This window comes from Mesorhizobium sp. M1C.F.Ca.ET.210.01.1.1, assembly GCF_004791585.1.
In the GTDB taxonomy this organism is placed as follows: Bacteria; Pseudomonadota; Alphaproteobacteria; order Rhizobiales; family Rhizobiaceae; genus Mesorhizobium.
Genome location: NZ_SRUU01000008.1, coordinates 22,318 through 36,981, shown reverse-complemented (window position 1 = coordinate 36,981; position 14,664 = coordinate 22,318). Strand labels below are relative to the sequence as shown.

Annotated in this window: 16 protein-coding genes and 1 pseudogene; 9 read left to right on the top strand and 8 right to left on the bottom strand. The window is 64.0% G+C overall.

The genetic code is table 11. From position 1 onward, the window contains the following. Positions 1-85 precede the first annotated feature (85 nt). Positions 86-712 (bottom strand): GTP cyclohydrolase I FolE, encoded by a 627-nt coding sequence (folE, locus tag EN853_RS11140; RefSeq protein WP_126093445.1) that lies wholly within the window; start codon positions 710-712, stop codon positions 86-88. Between the two features lie 235 nt (positions 713-947). Here folE and EN853_RS11135 point away from each other — a divergent pair, with 235 nt between their 5' ends. Next, positions 948-1,394 carry an iron-sulfur cluster assembly scaffold protein gene (locus tag EN853_RS11135; RefSeq protein ID WP_127859960.1) on the top strand — a complete coding sequence of 149 codons (447 nt, stop codon included), beginning with the start codon at positions 948-950 and terminating at the stop codon, positions 1,392-1,394. Positions 1,395-1,404: 10 nt separating this feature from the next. Here the strand turns inward: EN853_RS11135 and EN853_RS11130 are convergent, their stop codons facing one another. Both EN853_RS11130 and EN853_RS35105 read right to left on the bottom strand, forming a co-directional pair. Further along, positions 1,405-2,310, bottom strand: a complete 906-nt coding sequence (locus EN853_RS11130) for a LysR substrate-binding domain-containing protein (protein ID WP_127859961.1) — start codon at positions 2,308-2,310, stop codon at positions 1,405-1,407. 66 nt (positions 2,311-2,376) lie between these two features. After that, positions 2,377-2,499, bottom strand: coding sequence for a hypothetical protein (locus tag EN853_RS35105; protein WP_281061500.1), 123 nt, complete (start codon positions 2,497-2,499; stop codon positions 2,377-2,379). 141 nt (positions 2,500-2,640) lie between these two features. Between EN853_RS35105 and yidD the strand changes: the two genes are divergently transcribed. Both yidD and blaOXA read left to right on the top strand, forming a co-directional pair. Beyond that, positions 2,641-3,015 (top strand): membrane protein insertion efficiency factor YidD, encoded by a 375-nt coding sequence (gene yidD / locus EN853_RS11125; RefSeq protein ID WP_167524441.1) that lies wholly within the window; start codon positions 2,641-2,643, stop codon positions 3,013-3,015. A gap of 141 nt (positions 3,016-3,156) precedes the next feature. Beyond that, positions 3,157-3,965, top strand: a pseudogene (blaOXA, locus tag EN853_RS11120) (class D beta-lactamase). Between the two features lie 7 nt (positions 3,966-3,972). Here the strand turns inward: blaOXA and EN853_RS11115 are convergent. Beyond that, complete coding sequence (locus EN853_RS11115) at positions 3,973-4,806, bottom strand: SAM-dependent methyltransferase (protein ID WP_127859962.1); 834 nt, start codon at positions 4,804-4,806, stop codon at positions 3,973-3,975. Between the two features lie 245 nt (positions 4,807-5,051). On the opposite strand from EN853_RS11115, the gene thrS reads away from it, so the two are divergent. Both thrS and EN853_RS11105 read left to right on the top strand, forming a co-directional pair. Then, the gene (gene thrS / locus EN853_RS11110; RefSeq protein WP_127859963.1) at positions 5,052-7,034 is read left to right on the top strand and encodes a threonine--tRNA ligase; all 1,983 of its coding nucleotides are present in this window, start codon (positions 5,052-5,054) and stop codon (positions 7,032-7,034) included. A 183-nt stretch (positions 7,035-7,217) separates the two neighbouring features. Then, on the top strand, positions 7,218-8,159 hold the full coding sequence (locus EN853_RS11105; protein ID WP_127859964.1) for a lysophospholipid acyltransferase family protein: 942 nt from the start codon (positions 7,218-7,220) through the stop codon (positions 8,157-8,159). A 56-nt stretch (positions 8,160-8,215) separates the two neighbouring features. On the opposite strand, the gene EN853_RS11100 is transcribed toward EN853_RS11105, so the two are convergent. After that, a complete protein-coding gene (locus EN853_RS11100; RefSeq protein ID WP_127859965.1) occupies positions 8,216-9,181 on the bottom strand; it encodes a hypothetical protein in 966 nt (321 codons plus the stop codon). A 164-nt stretch (positions 9,182-9,345) separates the two neighbouring features. On the opposite strand from EN853_RS11100, the gene EN853_RS11095 reads away from it, so the two are divergent. Both EN853_RS11095 and EN853_RS11090 read left to right on the top strand, forming a co-directional pair. Then, positions 9,346-9,930 carry a nitroreductase gene (locus EN853_RS11095; RefSeq protein ID WP_127859966.1) on the top strand — a complete coding sequence of 195 codons (585 nt, stop codon included), beginning with the start codon at positions 9,346-9,348 and terminating at the stop codon, positions 9,928-9,930. A gap of 1 nt (position 9,931) precedes the next feature. Beyond that, entirely contained in the window at positions 9,932-10,540 is a 609-nt protein-coding gene (locus EN853_RS11090) for a flavin reductase family protein (RefSeq protein WP_127860006.1), read from the top strand. Here EN853_RS11090 and EN853_RS11085 read toward each other — a convergent pair. Beyond that, a complete protein-coding gene (locus EN853_RS11085; RefSeq protein ID WP_127859967.1) occupies positions 10,494-11,231 on the bottom strand; it encodes a TetR/AcrR family transcriptional regulator in 738 nt (245 codons plus the stop codon). The two genes, EN853_RS11090 and EN853_RS11085, sit on opposite strands and share 47 nt — an antisense overlap. Before the next feature lie 142 nt (positions 11,232-11,373). Between EN853_RS11085 and EN853_RS11080 the strand changes: the two genes are divergently transcribed. Next, complete coding sequence (locus tag EN853_RS11080; RefSeq protein ID WP_127859968.1) at positions 11,374-12,048, top strand: isoprenylcysteine carboxylmethyltransferase family protein; 675 nt, start codon at positions 11,374-11,376, stop codon at positions 12,046-12,048. A 4-nt stretch (positions 12,049-12,052) separates the two neighbouring features. Here EN853_RS11080 and EN853_RS11075 read toward each other — a convergent pair whose 3' ends face one another. Both EN853_RS11075 and EN853_RS11070 read right to left on the bottom strand, forming a co-directional pair. Beyond that, on the bottom strand, positions 12,053-12,934 hold the full coding sequence (locus EN853_RS11075) for a CoA ester lyase (RefSeq protein WP_127859969.1): 882 nt from the start codon (positions 12,932-12,934) through the stop codon (positions 12,053-12,055). Further along, positions 12,934-13,386, bottom strand: coding sequence for a MaoC family dehydratase (locus EN853_RS11070; protein WP_127859970.1), 453 nt, complete (start codon positions 13,384-13,386; stop codon positions 12,934-12,936). The genes EN853_RS11075 and EN853_RS11070 overlap by 1 nt, the downstream gene beginning before the upstream one ends. A 154-nt stretch (positions 13,387-13,540) precedes the next feature. Between EN853_RS11070 and EN853_RS11065 the strand changes: the two genes are divergently transcribed. Then, the gene (locus tag EN853_RS11065; RefSeq protein ID WP_127859971.1) at positions 13,541-14,662 is read left to right on the top strand and encodes a DUF2336 domain-containing protein; all 1,122 of its coding nucleotides are present in this window, start codon (positions 13,541-13,543) and stop codon (positions 14,660-14,662) included. The last annotated feature ends 2 nt before the right edge of the window (positions 14,663-14,664 follow it).

The window sequence follows — 14,664 nt, the reverse complement described above, 5'->3', positions numbered from 1 at the left end:
CTCGCGCCGGTTCTCGGAAACCACCCAGTTCGGTCGTCTGATCTAAACCTCAACCCGCCTTTGGGAGGTGATGGCCGGCCAGCGATCAGCCGCGCACCATGGTGACGAAGCGCACCTGTTCCTCGGGTGTGTCCTTGAAGACGCCGGTGAAGGTCGAGGTGAGGGTGGTCGAGTCCTGCTTGCGGATGCCGCGCATGGCCATGCACATATGCTCGGCCTCGATCATGACGGCGACGCCGCGAGGGTTGAGCACGTCCTGGATGACCCCGGCGATCTGCGCCGTCATCGCTTCCTGCGTCTGCAGGCGATGCGCGAAGATGTCGACGACGCGCGCGATCTTGGACAGACCCACGACCTTGCCGTCGGGCAGGTAGCCGACATGCGCCTTGCCGATGATCGGCACCATGTGGTGCTCGCAATGGGAGTGGAACTTTATGTCCCTGACGATCACGAGATCGTCATAGCCGGCCACTTCCTCGAAGGTACGGCCAAGCTCCTCGGCCGGACACATGTCGTAGCCGTTGAACATCTCGCGGAAGGCCTTGGTGACGCGCTTAGGCGTGTCGACAAGGCCTTCGCGGTCCGGATTGTCGCCGGTCCAGCGCAAGAGCGTGCGCACGGCGGCCTCGACCTCGGCTTCGCTCGGCCGGTCGGTGACCGGCTTTTCCATGTAGGAGGAGGGGGGCATGAGTTTCTTGATGACGGCATCCATAAAGGCGTCTCCCGTAGTCCCACTCAAAGGTGGGACGAGTTGAACGGACCACGACCTTCGGGTGAAACTCGCCCGGTTTCCAGCCCGCAAGCGGCGTGAACAGATGAGCAATGACAATAGCTTGAGGTCGCCTTGTCGATGCCCGGCTGCGGCCATTATATATGGTCGTGCAGAGCGAAAGGAAGACGCAACAGCGGCAAACGCTGTTCGCTTGGCGGCGACGGATTGGAAAAAAATGATCGACGATGTCTACAATGCGAAAATTCTCGGCTTCGCCGGAAATATCGCGCGGATCGGCCGCCTCGATCATCCCGATGCGACCGCCCGGGCGCATTCCAAATTGTGCGGCTCGACCGTCACCGTCGACTTGAAAATGGACGGCGATGTAGTGACCGATTTCGCCCATGACGTGAAGGCCTGTGCCCTCGGCCAGGCTTCGTCCTCGATCATGGCCCAGCATGTGATTGGCGCCAAGGCCGATGAATTGCGCGCGGTGCGCGAGACCATGCTGAAGATGCTGAAGGAAAACGGCGCGCCGCCGGAAGGCCGCTTCGCCGATCTGAAATATCTGGAGCCGGTGCGCGACTACAAGGCGCGTCACACTTCGACCATGCTGACCTTCGATGCGGTGGTCGACGCGATCGGCCAGATCGAGAAGAAGCGAGCGGGAGAGGCCGCTTGATCACAAGCCCCTAAACTGTTCGCTTGGTCATGGCGAATTCGCCTCTGATCCAGTCGGCGAAAGCCTTGGCCGGCTCGGAAAGATCCGTCAGGTTTCTCGCCACCAGCCAATAGGCGCCGGACGCGACGTCGATCTCGAAAGGCTTCACCAGCGCGCCCGACGCGAGCTCGTCACCGATCTGCAGGAGATCACCCAGCGCCACGCCGTGGCCGAGGAGTGCTGCCTGCTTCGAAAGCGAAGCGTCGGCGAGCATCGGGCCGCGCGCCGGAACTGCGTCGCCAGGCACGCCGGCCGCTTCGAACCAGCGCGCCCAGCCCTGGCGGTTTTCCTCGTGCAGCAGCGTGTAGTGGCGAAGGTCGATCGGCTTCTCCAGGGGAGGACCGGCCGCCAGCAACGCCGGTGACAGGACCGGTGAATCAACGGTCGAGGCCAGGCGCTCGGCATCGCTGCGCGGCCACGCGGTGGCGCGCGAGCTGAAACGCAAGGCGAGCTCGGGCTGGTCGCCGCGGAACTCGATCAATCTCGGATCGACATCCAGGGAGATATCGATATCGGGTCGCAATTGGCGAAAGCGATTGAGCCGTGGCACCAGCCATACCGCCGCAAGCGAAGGTTCGACGCTGACGCGCACCACCGACTGCGCCGGCGAGGTCTCCAGTTCCGACAGCACCCGGTCGATATCGTCGAAGCTTCTCACCAGTTGGTCGAGCAGCCGGCGGCCGGCATCCGTCAGTTCGACGCGCCGATAGAGACGGAGAAACAGCGGCTGGCGCAGGAAGGTCTCGAGCTCGCGGATCTGCCGGCTGATCGCCGCCTGCGACACGTAGAGCTCCTGCGCCGCGCGGCTGAAGCTCAAGTGCCGACCGGCGGTTTCGAAGCTCCTGAGCGCCGTCAACGGCAGCCGGGCACGCTTCATTTCGCATAACCTCAAGTTATCCGAGGTGGAAATTATACTCGTTTGAAGATGAAGGCCAGCGGCAGTCTAATCGGCGCTTGAAGGAGCGCTGCCATGAACCAGTTCCTGGCCATTTTGAACGACGTCATACGGATCGCCACCTTTCAGTGGTATGGCGAAGAAGCGCGCGGCCGCTGTTGCCATGACCATCTGGACGCTTCCTTGCACCACGCACCATGGACTGACAGGCATCCCATCCGCCGAATCAGGCCATGAGGGCAATTGGGCATTGCGTTCCGGGCCTGAAGCCCACATCTATCGCGCAGCGAAACGCGCTGCGGAGCTGATTGGTTGGCTGACCACCATGGGCATATGCACAGCGCCCGGCCTAGCCAGCGCGGGCGCAACTGGCCGGGACCCTGGCGCAAGACGCCGGACCGCGTCCTCGGCACGTCGCTCGTGCGCCTCTACCAACTGACGCTCTCCGGCTTCGTCGGCAACAACTGCCGGCACCTGCCGACCTGTTCCGAATATGCGCATGAGGCGATCGCGCGCCACGGGTTGTGGGCCGGCGGCTGGCTGGCGCTGTTCCGGGTCTCGCGCTGCGGGCCGTTCGGAACGCACGGCATCGATCGCGTGCCGGAGATGCTTGCGGCGCGTTATGTCTGGTTTATGCCGTGGCGCTATCGGCAGATCGGCAGGAAGCGCGGCGAGGCCGACAGCTGATCGTGCCGACGTTTCGCAGGCCGCCTTTACGATCCGGTAGGGTTAACGACAGGCTGCACAAACACTGCGAATTTGAGACAAAATCGAGACAAGACGCCTCGCTAAGCCGCTCCGCGTAATCCCTTTCAGGAGTGAGCTTCGATGCGCCAGATGGACCGCTATCCGTTTTTCATTGCCGCTATTCTGTTCATTCTGGCGTGGATGCTCGGCCTGCCGATGCGAGCGCAATCGGCGCCGCTCGAGGACATTCACTGCACGCTGATCCAGGATTCGGAAAGCGGCGCGATGCTTTACCAGGACGGCGTCTGCGACCGGCGCGTCAGCCCGGCATCCACCTTCAAGGTGCCGCTGGCGCTGATCGGCTACGATGCCGGAATCCTGAGCGATCAGCATACGCCGAGCTGGGACTACAAGGCGGAGTTCAATGCCGTGAAGCGCGACCGCAAGACCGTCGACCCGACGATCTGGGAACGCGATTCCATCATCTGGTATTCGCGCGAGATCACGCGCCGGCTGGGCTCGAAAAGTTTCGCCGGCTATGTATCGAAATTCGGCTACGGCAATGCCGATGTCTCAGGCAGCACCGGCAAGAATGACGGCCTCACCAATTCCTGGGTGGATTCCTCGCTCGAAATCTCGCCCGTCGAGCAGACCGCGTTCCTGCGCAAGCTGCTTGCCGGCAAAATGCCGGTTTCGGCCAAGGCGCATGAGATGACAAAAGCGATCATCCCGAGCTTCAAGGCGGGGGACTGGACCGTCCAGGGCAAGACCGGCAGCACCGGGCTCGGCGAGAGCAAGCGCTCGCTCGGCTGGTTCGTGGGCTGGGCCGAGAAGGATGGCCGCCGCATCGTGTTCGCCCGCCTTGTTGTCGACGCCAGGCGCGGCGAGATGCCGAAGGGCCCGCCACGCGCGTGGCTTTCCTCAAGGACCTGCCGCAACTGGTGAAGTGACCGGGTCTCAGACGCTTCGGCGGGCGCGAAGAATGTGCCCGCCGGAACTTCGGCCGGTACTGGGAGCGCTTGCAAAACGGGCGGCGATGTCGCCGCTCTCGAGATCCTCGATGTCGCCGAAGCCGAGGTCGTTGAGGGATTTTCTCAGCGCGACCGGATCGAAGAAGCTGATCCAGGGTTCGCCGACAACCGCGACACGCGCCGCGTTGAAGGCAAGCGTTGCCTGCCCCGCCGCATCGCGGTTCTCGGCCGGCTCACTGTAGTCGAACACGACCTCGGAGCCGGGGATGCCGGCAATGTAGGAGAGCGTGCCGAAGATCGCTTCGCGCGTCAGGTAAGGCAGCACTCCAAGCCACATGAAAAAGCCTGGCTCGGTCGGCTTGAAGCCGGCGGACGATAGTTCTTCCGACAGAAGCTGGCGCTCGAAATTCACGGGCACGAATTTGGCGCCGCGCGGTTCCGAGAGGCCGGCATCGGCGATGAGCCGGCGTTTCCAGGCTTGCGTCGCCGGGTGGTCGACCTCGAAGACCGCGAGGTCCGCGTGCGGGTTGCGCAGCGAAAAAGTATCGAGACCGGCACCCAGCACCACGACCTGCCGGACACCGCGCCGCACCGCTGCCGCCAGCCAATCCTCGGCGAGGCGGGCGCGCGCTGCCACGAACAGACGCATGCGGCGACTGTGCTCGTCTTCCTGCCCGAGATCTGCTGCCGTCGGGGCGCCGTCCCCCAGAATTGTTATGGCATAGGGGTCGCGAAACAGCCCTGCCTGGGGTGAAAACTGATGCATCGCCCGCAAGCGCGCGACGCGCAGGGCGGTTCGGCTGGGTGTGGCATCTTCCATTCGCGTCATCCAAGTCTGTCCCGTGATTCTTCGCAAGCCTTCGTGACCGGCCTGCGACATCGCTGGCGACATTTCCTGACGGCCGCTCTTTACCTGACGCGGCACTGCCTCTAAAACCGCGCCCGCCGGCCATCGTCCATGTGATTGGCGCGCCTCCGGCTGACCCTCTGCATGCTCCAGCGCATTCCTGCGACATGCTTTTTCACCACCCGCGCTCGTTTGCGGGACTGGATAGGAGAACTCTGATGCTGAATTCCGTCTCCCTGACGTTTCCCGATGGTTCGGTCCGGGAGTACGACGCGGCGATGACCGGTGCCGGTCTTGCCGAATCGATCTCCAAGTCGCTGGCCAAGAAAGCCGTGGCTTATGCGATCGACGGCACCATCCGCGACCTTTCCGATCCGCTCGGCAAGTCCGGCAAGGTCGAGATCATCACCCGCGATGACTCGCGCGCCCTGGAGCTCATTCGTCACGACGCCGCACACGTGCTGGCCGAGGCGGTGCAGGAGCTTTGGCCCGGAACGCAGGTGACCATCGGGCCGGTGATCGAGAACGGGTTCTACTACGACTTCGCGCGCAACGAGCCGTTCACGCCGGACGATTTCCCGGCGATCGAAAAGAAGATGCGCGAGATCATCGCGCGCAACAGGCCGTTCACCAAGGAGGTCTGGTCGCGCGAGAAGGCGAAGAAGGTCTTTGCCGACAAGGGCGAGCGCTACAAGGTCGAGCTGATCGACGCCATTCCCGAGGACCAGGACATCAAGATCTACGCGCAAGGCGACTGGTTCGACCTCTGCCGCGGTCCGCACATGGCTGCGACGGGTCAGATCGGCAATGCCTTCAAGCTGATGAAGGTGGCGGGCGCCTACTGGCGCGGCGACAGCAACAACCCGATGCTGACGCGCATCTACGGCACCGCCTTTGCCGATCAGGCGCAGCTCGAAGCCTACCAGATGCTGCTGGAAGAGGCCGAGAAGCGCGACCATCGCAAGCTTGGCCGCGAGATGGACCTGTTCCATTTCCAGGAGGAGGGGCCGGGCGTCGTCTTCTGGCACGCCAAGGGCTGGAAGATGTTCCAGAACCTGGTCAGCTACATGCGCCGCCGTCTCGACGAGCACGGCTACCAGGAGGTCAACGCGCCGCAGGTGCTGGACAAGAGCCTGTGGGAGACGTCCGGCCACTGGGGCTGGTATCGCGACGCGATGTTCAAGGTCACTGTCGCCGGCGACGATACCGACGACGACCGCATCTTCGCGCTGAAGCCGATGAACTGCCCCGGCCATGTGCAGATCTTCAAGCATGGGTTGAAGTCTTACCGGGAACTGCCCGTAAAGCTTGCGGAGTTCGGCAATGTGCACCGCTACGAACCGTCGGGCGCGCTGCACGGCCTGATGCGCGTGCGCGGCTTCACGCAGGACGACGCGCATATCTTCTGCACCGAAGAGCAGCTCGCGGCCGAATGCCTGCGCATCAACGACCTGATCCTATCGACCTATGCCGATTTCGGCTTCGACGAGGTCGCGGTGAAGCTGTCGACGCGGCCGGACAAGCGCGTCGGCACCGACGAGGCCTGGGATCATGCCGAGGCGATCATGAGCGATGTGCTGGAGACGATCCGCACGCGCTCCGGCAACCGCATCAAGACCTCGATCAATCCCGGCGAGGGCGCCTTCTACGGCCCGAAATTCGAATATGTGCTGAAGGACGCCATCGGCCGTGAATGGCAGTGCGGCACCACGCAGGTCGACTTCAACCTGCCGGAGCGTTTCGGGGCCTTCTACATCGGCTCGGATTCGGAGAAGAAGCAGCCGGTCATGGTGCATCGCGCGGTGTGCGGCTCGATGGAGCGCTTCCTCGGCATCCTGATGGAAAACTACTCCGGCCATTTCCCGCTGTGGTTCGCGCCTTTGCAGGTGGTGGTGGCGACGATCACCTCCGACGCAGACGCCTATGCGATGAAGGTCGTCGAGCGGCTGAAGGCGGCCGGCCTGCTGGCCGAGGCAGACCTTCGCAACGAGAAGATCAACTACAAGGTGCGTGAGCACAGTCTGGCCAAGGTTCCGGTCATTCTCGTCTGCGGCAAGCGCGAGGCGGAAGAGGAGACAGTCAACATCCGCCGGCTGGGCTCCCGCGACCAGGAATCGCTGAAGCTCGCCGATGCGGTGAAGTCGCTCGCCGACGAGGCAGTCTCGCCGGACCGCAAGCGCCGCGCGGCTGAACTTTCCTGAACCTCTCCCAAAGCGCGTCGTGCTGAAACGGATTCAGGCGACGCGCTTTAGGTCTTCGTTTTGATGCATGTCGTTTTCCCAAAACCGCTGCACACTTTTGGCGACATGCATTGGGATGGCGGAGTGGCACGGTCCACCGCCATCTTCACACGCCTGTCACGCCAGCCCTGTAACCGAGCCGCCATGCTCAAGCTGAAACTGCGGGAAAGGCCGTTTCCCGAACTCTCCTACGCCAACCAGCATCAGCCGGCGCTGACGCGGTGGTTCATCCATTCCGTCGAGGGCCTTTCGGGCCGCGACCGCTTCGCCGTGCTCTATGATTTCTGGCGCCGCCAGGTGGCGCCGACCGGGGAGCGCGTGTTCAGCCGCATGCTGGAGCTGATCGACGTCAAGGTGCGCAATGCCGGCCACTGGCCGCCGGCGAATTTCCCGGACACGCCGCTGGTGATCGTCGCCAACCATCCGTTCGGCATCGGCGACGGCATTGCGGTGCTGTCGCTCGCCGAGCAGCTCGGCCGGCCGTTCCGGGTCATGATCCACAAGGACCTGCTCAGGATCCGGGAGATGGAACCCTATTCGCTGCCGATCGACTTTTCCGAAACCAAGGAAGCGCTGAAGAACAACATGGCGGTGCGCCACGAGGCGGTGCGGCTGCTGAAGGAAGGCGTCACCATCGTGGTCTTCCCGGCCGGCGGCGTCGCCACGGCGCCGAAGGGATTTGGCAGGGCGATCGACCTGCCGTGGAAGATGTTCCCGGCCAAGCTCATCCAGGAAGCCAAGGCCTCGGTCATCCCGATGCATTTCTCCGGCCAGAACGGCCGCCTGTTCCATCTGGTCAGCGGCCCGATGAACATGGCCGAGCGCGACAACCGCGTGGCCAAATTCGTCGGCAAAGCGTCGCTGACGCTGCGCACGTCCCTGCTCATCCGCGAGTTCGCGCGGCTGTCCGGCAAGGCGATCGAGGTGCGCATCGGCGAGGCGCTGAGATGGAACGAGCTGGAGCCGCTGCGCGACCGCAAGGCGCTGCTCGACCGGCTCTATCGCGCCGTTTTCGATCTGGCATCGCCGGCCGCGCCGCGCGGACGCGTGCCATTCCTGCCAAAGCGGATGCGCAAGGCCGCCTGAACGTGTCTCTAGCCAATTCCGGACAGAAAACCGCCGGCCACTTTTCCTGGATTGCTTCAGTCCGCGCCTTCTTCCGGATCGATGGCGGACGATTCGTTGGCCACGACCTCGATCTCCTGGTTCTGGCCGGCCACGACGGCAAAATCCTTCTGGTAGATGCGGTCGCGGTTCTTGGCGATGATGGTGTACTGACCCTCGGCCAGCACCATCGAGGCGAAGGCGCCGACGGCTTCCTTGATCGGATCGCCGGATTCGTTGAGCAGCGACCAGGAGGTGTCGGCGATGGCTTCGCCGCCGGGCTCGCGCACCAGCTTCATCGTCATCTCGGCGGCGCGGTGCTCGACGGTCGCCTCCGTCAGCTTGCCGGCCTCGACGCGGATGTCGGAGCGGATCACGGCGTTGACCGCACCATAGGTGGAGACGACGTGATAGGTGCCGGCATTCAACCGCACCACCGTGTTCGGCTCGACATCGGGGGCGATCAGCGCCCGATCGCCATTGGCCTCGGCCTGGCCCTCATAGATCGAGAAGCGGAGTTTCTTCGGCGGGATATGCGCGCCGCCCGACGTCACGGCGTCGAGCTTCAAGCCGCCGGCGTCGAGGACAAGGCTCTCGCGCTTGGCATCCTTGCCGACGGTGATGCGCTTGGTAGCACCGGCCCGCCCGTAGGAGGCATGGACAAGGTAGCTGCCGGGGTCAAGCTGGAATACCGCCGTGCCGCCATGCGCGGATGCCACCATCGGCAGCTTGCCGTCGCTTGCAGGCTCCGGCTTGAAAACGCGCCAGACGACGCCGCGGGTGATGTCGGCACCCTTGTCGGTCAGTTGCGCGGAAAGGGTGATCGCACCGCCGCTGCCGAGCGCCAGCGACCTCTCGCCCTTCGGCGTCGCATAGCTCGAAATGCCCGGCAGCTTGATGTCGCCGATGTCGTTGGCGTTCTGGGCCAGCGCGAACGAAACCGGCACCGCGAACAGCGCGGCGATGAGCCCGATCACGAAAAGGCGCAGCGTCCCCTCAAACATGCCTTGCGTTGAAGCCCAAGGCGGTGGCAATTTCAAGGCTCAAGAGCCCGCCGCGTTCCGCCAGGGCTCTTTATTCGGCGCATAACGCGCCATTGCCCGAGCCGCCCGACCTCCCGATGGCGTGCTTCAGCTCAAAATTGAATGTTTCTAGGAGACTTGCGCCCATGGCGTCGCCGATCATCGAGTACCTGCTGACCCGCAATTCAGCACCGATCCCTGACCTCAAGGAACCGGCGCCGAGTGACGCGGAGATCGCCACGATGATCGCTGCCGCCTCGCGCGTTCCCGATCACGGGCGGCTCGAACCCTGGCGGTTCATCCTCTACCGCGGCGAGGCGCGGGTCGAGATCGGCAAGAAGCTCTCGACCCTCGCCGAGCAGCGCGAAGGGCCGCTGCCGGAAGGGCGGCGCAACCAGGAACTGGCGCGCTTCTCGCGCGCGCCGCTGGTGATCGGTGTCGTGTCGGTGCCGAGGGAGAACCCCAAGATCCCGCAATGGGAGATGTTCCTGTCGGGCGCAATGGCGGCTATGAATCTGATGATCGCGGCCAATGCGCTGGGCTATGGCACCAATATGATCAGCAACTGGTATTCCGACGTCGCGGAGGGTAGAGCGATCCTCGGCCTATCGCCGCAGGAGCGCGTCATCGGCTTCGTCCACATCGGCTCCTACCAGGGACCGGCGCCGGAGCGGCCGCGGCCCGATCCGGCAAAGCTCTATGCCGACTACACCGGACCTTGGGCCGGCTGACATGTTCTACGAGCCTTCGAAGGGGCACGGCCTGCCGCACGATCCGTCGAAGGCGATCGTCGCGCCGCGCCCCATCGGATGGATCTCGACATTGAACAGGGCCGGCGAGATCAACCTTGCGCCCTATTCCTTCTTCAACGCGTTTTCGACGCGCCCTTTCATCGTCTGGTTTTCATCCGAAGGCGCGAAGGACAGCGCCACCTTCGCCGAAGAGACAGGCGAATTCGTCGCCAATCTTGTCAGCCGCGATCTGGCCGAGAAGATGAACCGCACTGCCGTCGACGCGCCGCGCGGCGTCAGCGAGTTTGGCTATGCCGACCTTGCCATGGCGCCGTCGCGCCTCGTTGCGCCGCCGCGCGTGGCCGAGGCGCCGGCGGCGCTCGAATGCCGGGTGACTGAGATATTCCGGCCCCGGGCGCTGGACGGCACCCAAACCAGCGCCATCGTGGTCGCCGGCGAGGTTATCGGCGTCCACATCGACGATGCCTATCTCAAGGACGGCCAATTCGACATCGTCAGGGCCGGCAATGTCGCCCGCCTAGGCTATATGGATTACGCCAGCGTCAACGAGATTTTTTCGATGCGGCGGCCCCGCTGGCCGAAGGATTAGCGCGGCGAGCCGTCATCACAGCGCGCACATAGCCGGGCTCGCCAATGCGGATGCTGCCGTCGGGGATACCGAGAATCCTGTCCAGGGCAATCTCGTAGAGCCTGACGCGCTTCTCCAGGGCCTCGATCGCGATGTCCATGTCGGCATCGGTGCCGCTGGCGAAGGCCTTGGCGATGACGTCGTGCGTGGCCAAGCCGAACTGCATGACGATGTCGGCTACACCTTCCGGGTCGAAGGTGCGGAATGTGCCGTCGTCGACGCCTTGCCGTATGATCTCGACAAGATGGGGGGAAATGGAAGCGCTGGCCGCCAGGTTGATGCGGTGGAACAGCACCAGGTTTTCCGGCCGGAACAACGTCTCGAACAACGCCCAGGCCTCGGCCGCGGTCTCGATCTTGGCCTGCCGCGATTTCGCGAGCAAGGCATTGAGCCGCCCGAGAGGATCGAGCGCCGGATCGGCGAGTATATCCTGGACGCCGGCGAGCGCGTGCTTGGCGAAACGCTCGGCCAGCGCTTCCAGCAGAGCCTCCTTGGATGGGAAGTAGTGATAGAAAGCGCCCTTCGAGACGCCGGCGGCGGCAATCACGTCATTGAGGCTCGCTTTGTCGTAGCCATGCGTCAGGAACAGGGCCTGGGCATGGTCCAGCAGTTCTTCGCGCCTGAGTTCCGGGTGCTTGATCACACGTGGCATGGTGAAACCTTGTGCACACCACGACCGTTCCCGTCCAGATGCTGGAGTGTCGATAAGGCTTGAGAATAGACCGATGGTCGGTATAATAGACCGGTGGTCTGTTTCGACCAGCAGCGGCAGGGCATCTCATGGAAGATTGGCGATGATTGCGAAATTGGTTTTCCAGACATTCGTGTGGTTCGGCATCATGGGCGCGCTGCTGTTTGTGTCGGCGGGCACGCTGCACTGGACCGGAGCCTGGGTGTACATGGTCGTGATGGTCGGGCTCAGCCTTACCATGGGTGTGGCGCTCGCCCGGCGTGATCCGGGCCTGATGAATGAGCGCCTGCGCCCTCCGATCCAGAAGACCCAGACCGCGGCCGACAAGATATTGCTCAGCATATTGCTGCTCGGCATCTTCGGCTGGCTGGCCCTGATGGGGCTCGACGTCCGTTTCGGCTGGTCGCCCGTTTCCATCGGGGTGCAAGTGATCGGCGCGCTCATCCTGCTCGTCGGCATCTGGATCTGCTATCTGACGATGCTGGAAAACAGCTTCGCGGCGCCGGTCGTGAAGATCCAGGACGAGCGCGGCCAGAAGGTCATCACCACGGGCCCCTACAGCTATGTCCGCCACCCGATGTATGCCGGCGCAATACTCTATTTCGCCGGCACGGCGCTCCTGCTCGGATCCTGGCTGGGGCTGGTATTGGTGTCTGTCTTCATCGTGCTGCTCGCCATCCGCACCTTCATCGAAGAGAAGACCCTGCGGACAGGGTTGCGCGGCTATGACGACTATGCGGCGAATGTCCGCTACCGGCTGATCCCGATGGTCTGGTAGCCCTTCAGGCAGAAATCCCGGCGGCTTTGGCGCGGGCCAGCAGCCGTTCGGCGAGCCGTAGATGCGGCCGGTCGTACATCTTGCCGTCGATGCCGACGACGCCGGGATTCCCCGCCGCCGCGAAGGCGTTGACAATCGCCTGCGATCGCTCGATCGCCTCGGCCGACGGCGTGAAAGCGGCGTTGATGATGGGCACCTGCGCCGGATGGATCGCCATCTTGCCGGTAAAGCCGTCGCGTTCGGCCTCGCGACATTCGGCCTCGAAGGCCGCCATGTTGCGGAAATCCGGAAAGACGGTATCGATCGCCGCGACCTCGGCCGCGCCCGCAGCCAGGATGGTCATCGTACGCGCCAGGCGGAAGACATCGGTATAACGGCCTTTCTCGTCACGCGCCGAGCGCGCGCCGATCGCGGCGGACAGGTCCTCGGCACCCCAGGTCAGGCCGGCGAGCCGTGCGCTTGCGCCGGCATAGCTCGCGGCTGCCAGCACCCCGGCTGCGGTTTCGGTGATAATCGGCAGGATTCTTATGCCGCCATCCGGCAGGCCGTTTTCTGCCTCATGCACTCGAAGCTTGGCCGCGAGCTGCTGGATATCCTGTCCGCTGTTCGATTTCGGCAGCATGATGCCGTCGGGCTTCACCGGGACGAGAGCCGCGAGGTCGTCATCGGTCAGGCCGGTCGAAAGGTCATTGACGCGCACGTAGACGGCGGAACTGATTTGATGCCTCTTGCTTGAGATGAAGTTCGCCGCAATCGCCCGCGCCTCCGCCTTGTTGGCGGCGGCCACGGAATCCTCCAGATCGACGATCAGCACGTCTGCGCCGGCGCCGAAGCCCTTTTCCAGCTTCCGCTCGGAGTCGCCGGGAACAAAAAGCAGCGAGCGCATCAGGCCGCCTTCTTCATCATCATCGCCTGCCTCGTGCATTTGGCGACAAGCACGTCGTTCTGATTGTAGGCGCGGTGCTCGAACTCGACGATGCCGCGGTCGGGTTTCGACTTGGATTCGCGCGCCGATATCACCGTGGTTTCCACCCGGATGGTGTCGCCATGGAAGACGGGATGCGGAAACACGGTTTCCTTCATGCCGAGATTGGCGACCGTGGTGCCGACGGTGATGTCGTTCACCGAAATGCCGATCATCAGGCCGAGCGTGAACAGCGAATTGACCAGCGGCTTGCCCCATTCGCTCTTGGCGGCGAAGTCGAAATCGATGTGCAAGGGTTGCGGGTTCAGCGTCATCACCGAAAACAGCATGTTGTCGCTTTCGGTGACGGTCTTGCGCAGCGTGTGCCGGAAGACATGGCCGACGACGAACTCCTCAAGATAAAGCCCGGCCATGGTCGATCTCCTCCGCTTTACCTTTGCTTGATAGGCGTTGGTTGCGGCTCCATCAAGCCGGTTAAGAAACATGGTGAACCGTTCGTAAACCATTTCCGGCCTACCGTTCGCAACGGGGCCGGGGAACATTCCGGCAAGGGCGCAGCTGGTCGGCATGATTGTTTCGCATTTTCTAAAATGGATTGATACGGCAAGGGTTTCCGAGCGTGCTGCCGCCGCGAGCGCGCTGGCGCGCGCCTACATAAACTCCGACCTGCCGTTCGAGGATCGCTGTGCCGCCGAGGCGGCGCTGACGCTGCTGCTCGACGATGTCTCCGCCAAGGTCCGGCAGGCGCTCGCCGAAGCGCTGTCGATGAGCCACCACGCGCCGCCGCAGGTGATCAGCGCGCTGGCTTCCGACCAGCCGGAAGTGGCGGCCCTGGTACTGGCGCGTTCGCCACAGCTTACCGATGCCGACCTCATCGACCGCGTCGCGTGCGGCCAGAAGGCCACTCAGAAGCTGATCGCCAACCGTCCCGTCGTCTCGATGTCGCTGGCGGCCGCCATCGCCGAGGTCGGCGAACCGGAAGCCTGCGCCACGCTGGTCGCCAACAGCGGCGCCGATATCGCGTCGCTGAGCTTCCGCCGCATGGCGGAACGGCACGGCCACCTGCCGCTGGTGCGCGAGGCGCTGATTGCCGATGCGCGCCTGCCCGCCGACTGCCGGCACATGCTCCTGGTAAAGCTCGGCGAGACGCTCAAAGGCTCACCGCTGGTGCTGGCGCTGATGGGGGCTGCCCGCGCCGACCGCGTGATGCGCGACGCCTGCGTGAAGGCCTCGGTGACGCTGATCGAGGGCACGCGCGCCGAGGAGCACGCCGCGCTGATCGAACATCTGAGGTTGCGCGGCGACCTCACCGCAGGCTTCATCATCCGCACCATCGCGCATGGCAAGGTGGACTTCTTTGGCTCGGCGCTGGTCGCGCTTGCCAAGCAGTCGGAGCAACGGGTGAGGGCGCTGCTCGCCGGCGGGCACGACGTCGCGCTGCAGGCGCTGTTCGGTAGCGCCGGCCTCTCGGCGGCCACGCATGGCATCATCCTGCGCGCTCTGAAGGTCTGGCGCGAGGTCGCCAACGGCAAGCGCGTGGCCGGCGTCCAGGAGGTGAGCTGGCTGATGCTGAAGGAGCTTGGCGGCCAATCGGCCGAGGGCGACCTCGCCGGGCTGGTGAAGTCGATCCATCTCGATGCGCTGCGCGAGAACGCACGCGGACATGCGCTGGCGATTGCTGCGGCGTAGCT

Bases quoted from the DNA above. Each gene is read 5' to 3' on its own strand.
- folE (WP_126093445.1), bottom strand. From the start codon at position 712: ATGGATGCCGTCATCAAGAAACTCATGCCCCCCTCCTCCTACATGGAA.
- EN853_RS11135 (WP_127859960.1), top strand. From the start codon at position 948: ATGATCGACGATGTCTACAATGCGAAAATTCTCGGCTTCGCCGGAAAT.
- EN853_RS11130 (WP_127859961.1), bottom strand. From the start codon at position 2,310: ATGAAGCGTGCCCGGCTGCCGTTGACGGCGCTCAGGAGCTTCGAAACC.
- EN853_RS35105 (WP_281061500.1), bottom strand. From the start codon at position 2,499: ATGGTCATGGCAACAGCGGCCGCGCGCTTCTTCGCCATACCACTGAAA.
- EN853_RS11115 (WP_127859962.1), bottom strand. From the start codon at position 4,806: ATGGAAGATGCCACACCCAGCCGAACCGCCCTGCGCGTCGCGCGCTTG.
- thrS (WP_127859963.1), top strand. From the start codon at position 5,052: ATGCTGAATTCCGTCTCCCTGACGTTTCCCGATGGTTCGGTCCGGGAG.
- EN853_RS11105 (WP_127859964.1), top strand. From the start codon at position 7,218: ATGCTCAAGCTGAAACTGCGGGAAAGGCCGTTTCCCGAACTCTCCTAC.
- EN853_RS11100 (WP_127859965.1), bottom strand. From the start codon at position 9,181: ATGTTTGAGGGGACGCTGCGCCTTTTCGTGATCGGGCTCATCGCCGCG.
- EN853_RS11095 (WP_127859966.1), top strand. From the start codon at position 9,346: ATGGCGTCGCCGATCATCGAGTACCTGCTGACCCGCAATTCAGCACCG.
- EN853_RS11090 (WP_127860006.1), top strand. From the start codon at position 9,932: ATGTTCTACGAGCCTTCGAAGGGGCACGGCCTGCCGCACGATCCGTCG.
- EN853_RS11085 (WP_127859967.1), bottom strand. From the start codon at position 11,231: ATGCCACGTGTGATCAAGCACCCGGAACTCAGGCGCGAAGAACTGCTG.
- EN853_RS11080 (WP_127859968.1), top strand. From the start codon at position 11,374: ATGATTGCGAAATTGGTTTTCCAGACATTCGTGTGGTTCGGCATCATG.
- EN853_RS11075 (WP_127859969.1), bottom strand. From the start codon at position 12,934: ATGCGCTCGCTGCTTTTTGTTCCCGGCGACTCCGAGCGGAAGCTGGAA.
- EN853_RS11070 (WP_127859970.1), bottom strand. From the start codon at position 13,386: ATGGCCGGGCTTTATCTTGAGGAGTTCGTCGTCGGCCATGTCTTCCGG.
- EN853_RS11065 (WP_127859971.1), top strand. From the start codon at position 13,541: ATGATTGTTTCGCATTTTCTAAAATGGATTGATACGGCAAGGGTTTCC.